Consider the following 2,420-nt stretch of genomic DNA (forward strand, 5'->3'; position numbering starts at 1 on the left):
GCTGTTCCTGCAGATGGTGATGAAGTCGATGCGCGACGCGGTGCCGTCGAACGGCGTGCTCGACACCGACCAGACGCGGCTCTTCCAGTCGCTGCAGGACCAGCAGATGTCGACGAACCTCGCGCAGGGCCGCGGCGTCGGGCTCGCGGACGTGATCTACCGGCAACTGGGCGGCGACGTGGCGGAGAAGCGCGAGCCCGGAACGGACGGGTTGTCCGCCGCGCCGGCGACTGGGAGCGGACCTGCCGTGCCGCCGCGCACGGCAATTCCAGCCGCCCGTCCGCGCGACGCGGCAATTTCCGCCGCCCGTGAGCCGGGTTCGACGTCCGAACTCGCCGCGCAGGCGAACGCGGCGCTCGACGCAGCGTATGCGCGCCGCGCCGCGGCGAGAGGGGCGGCGGGCACGTCGGGGATGGGCGCGGTCGCCGGAGTGGTGCCGCGGGCCGGGCAAACGGCAGCAGCGGACGCGACGCGCGCGCGCGCGGCGACACCGGGCCGGCCGCAGGAGTTCGTCAATCGTGTCTGGGCCGAGGCCGACGAGGCGAGCCGCGCAACCGGCATTCCGGCGCGCTTCGTGGTCGCGCAGGCGGCGCTCGAAACCGGCTGGGGCCGTGCCGAGCTGCGGCACGCCGACGGGCGGCCGAGCTACAACCTCTTCAACATCAAGGCCGGCGCGAACTGGAAGGGGCCGGTCGTCGAGGTGCCGGTCACCGAATACGCGAACGGCCGCAAACACACCGAGATCGCGCGCTTTCGCGCGTACGGGTCGTACGAGGAAGCATTCCGCGACTACGCGAACCTGCTGCAGCAGAGCCCGCGCTACGCGAAGGTGCTCGGCCAGACCGACGCGAAAGGCTTCGCGCGCAGCCTGCAGCAGGCCGGTTACGCGACCGACCCGATGTACGCGGACAAGCTCGCGCGGATCATCGACGGCCGGACGCTGCGCTCGGCGCTGCTCGCCTGAGCCGCGCGGCGAGAGACTGAGGGCGCGGAGGTTCTGGCAGAAGTTTTGCTACGGAATGCCGTAAGAGCAGCAGGAAAAGGGAAAGCATCATGGCGGGGCTACTGGGCATCGGTCTGACGGGAATCAACAGCGCGCAAGCGAACCTGTTGACGACCAGCCACAACATCACGAACGCGAACACCCCGGGCTACAACCGCCAGACGACCGTCATCACGACGAACGATCCGCTGTTTTCCGGCGCGGGCTTTTTCGGCCAGGGCTCGAAAGTCGACAGCGTCCGCCGCCAGTACGACCAGTTCCTCGGCCAGCAGGTGCTGAACGCGTCCGCGCGCAAGGAGGAGTTCTCGGCCTACGGCGCGCAGATCTCGCAACTCGACAACCTGCTCGCCGACCCGAACGCCGGCCTGGCGCCGGCGCTCGCCGACTTCTTCGCCGGCGTGCAGGACGTCGCGACGAACCCCGCGAGCATTCCCGCGCGGCAGGCGCTGATTTCCAGCGCCGAGTCGCTCGCCGCGCGCTTCAATGCGCTCGACACGCGCTTGAACGAGATCCGCGACCTCAACGAAGGGCAGATCGTCAGCACGGTCGATTCGATCAACGCCTACGCGCGCCAGATCGCCGACATGAACCAGCGCATCGGCGTGCTGCAGGTCGGCGGACCGTCGGTGCCGGCGAACGATCTTCTCGACCAACGCGACAACCTCGTCGCCGAGCTGAACAAGCTCGTCAAGGTCAGCACGTTCACCGAATCCGACGGTTCGCTGAGCGTCTTCGTCGGCAGCGGCCAATCGCTCGTCGTCGGCTCGGCGGTGTCGCAGCTCGTCGTCGCGCCGGATTCGTCGGTCCCCGCCGACCCCTTCCGTGGCGAGATCCGGCTCACGACGCCGGACAACGGTTCGGTGCTGCTGCCCGATTCGCTGTTTTCCGGCGGGCAGCTCGGCGGCCTGCTGAAGTTCCGCAGCGAGACGCTCGATAGTGCGCGCACGCAGCTCGGCCAGATCGCCGTGTCGGTCGCGGGCGAATTCAACACGCAGCACGCGGCGGGCATCGATCTCGACGGGGCCGCGGGCGGCGCCTTTTTCGCCGACATCAGCGCGATGGCGGGCAACGCGGTCAGCCTGCGCTCGGCGGCGGGCGCCTTCGCGGTGGCGATCCGCGATCCGCGCGACGTCGCTGCGTCGAGTACCGCGCTCCCCGGCGCAAGCAACAACGAGAACGCGCTGAAGCTCGCGGCCCTGCAATCCTTGCGGGTCATGAACGGCGGCACCGCGACGTTCCAGTCGTCGTACTCACAGCTCGTCAGTTTCGTCGGCAACAAGACGCGCGAAGTGCAGATCGGCGAAGCGGCGCAGGCGGCGCAACTGCAGCAGGCGACCGACGCGCAGCAGGCGCTGTCGGGCGTCAATCTCGACGAGGAAGCGGCGAATCTGATCCGCTACCAGCAGTCGTACCAGGC

General features: G+C 69.2%; 2 protein-coding genes. Both read left to right on the plus strand.

Features of this window, described 5'->3' with window-relative positions:
• The first annotated feature begins 1 nt into the window (after window position 1).
• Entirely contained in the window at window positions 2–964 is a 963-nt protein-coding gene (gene flgJ / locus V6M37_RS18125; protein ID WP_442881025.1) for a flagellar assembly peptidoglycan hydrolase FlgJ, read from the plus strand.
• Window positions 965–1,053: 89 nt separating this feature from the next.
• Window positions 1,054–2,420, plus strand: a 1,367-nt coding sequence (gene flgK / locus V6M37_RS18130) for a flagellar hook-associated protein FlgK (RefSeq protein WP_332675676.1), incomplete at its 3' end; no start/stop codon positions are given.

The sequence above is a fragment of the Aromatoleum sp. genome (assembly GCF_036675785.1).
In the GTDB taxonomy this organism is placed as follows: Bacteria; Pseudomonadota; Gammaproteobacteria; order Burkholderiales; family Rhodocyclaceae; genus Aromatoleum.